General features: G+C 40.3%; 1 protein-coding gene. It reads left to right on the top strand.

Annotated elements, in window-relative coordinates; translation table 11 throughout:
• Nucleotides 1–288 (top strand): putative Ig domain-containing protein (locus HMPREF2580_RS11135; protein ID WP_141756901.1); only part of this gene is annotated, 288 nt, incomplete at both ends.

Raw genomic sequence — 288 nt, 5'->3', positions numbered from 1 at the left:
TTTGATAGTGAGACAAATACGATTAGTGGAACGCCAACAAAAGTGGGAAGCTATCCAATTGTGATAACAACAACAGACGCATCAGGCAATGAAACAACAACGAGCTTCACGATTAAAGTCGTGGATACGACAAAACCAACGGTGACAGCTATCAAAGACCAAACCAAAGAGGTCAACACAGCTATTGATTCAATAACAATTGAAGCAACAGATAATAGTGGCCAAGGCGTGACAAATAAAGTAAATGGTTTACCAGACGGCGTCACATTTGATAGTGAGACAAATACG

Source organism: Staphylococcus sp. HMSC036D05, from assembly GCF_001836225.1.
GTDB classification, from domain to species: domain Bacteria; phylum Bacillota; class Bacilli; order Staphylococcales; family Staphylococcaceae; genus Staphylococcus; species Staphylococcus caprae.
The sequence above is the reverse complement of the archived record's forward strand: the minus strand, read 5'-3'. Positions and strand labels throughout refer to the sequence as shown.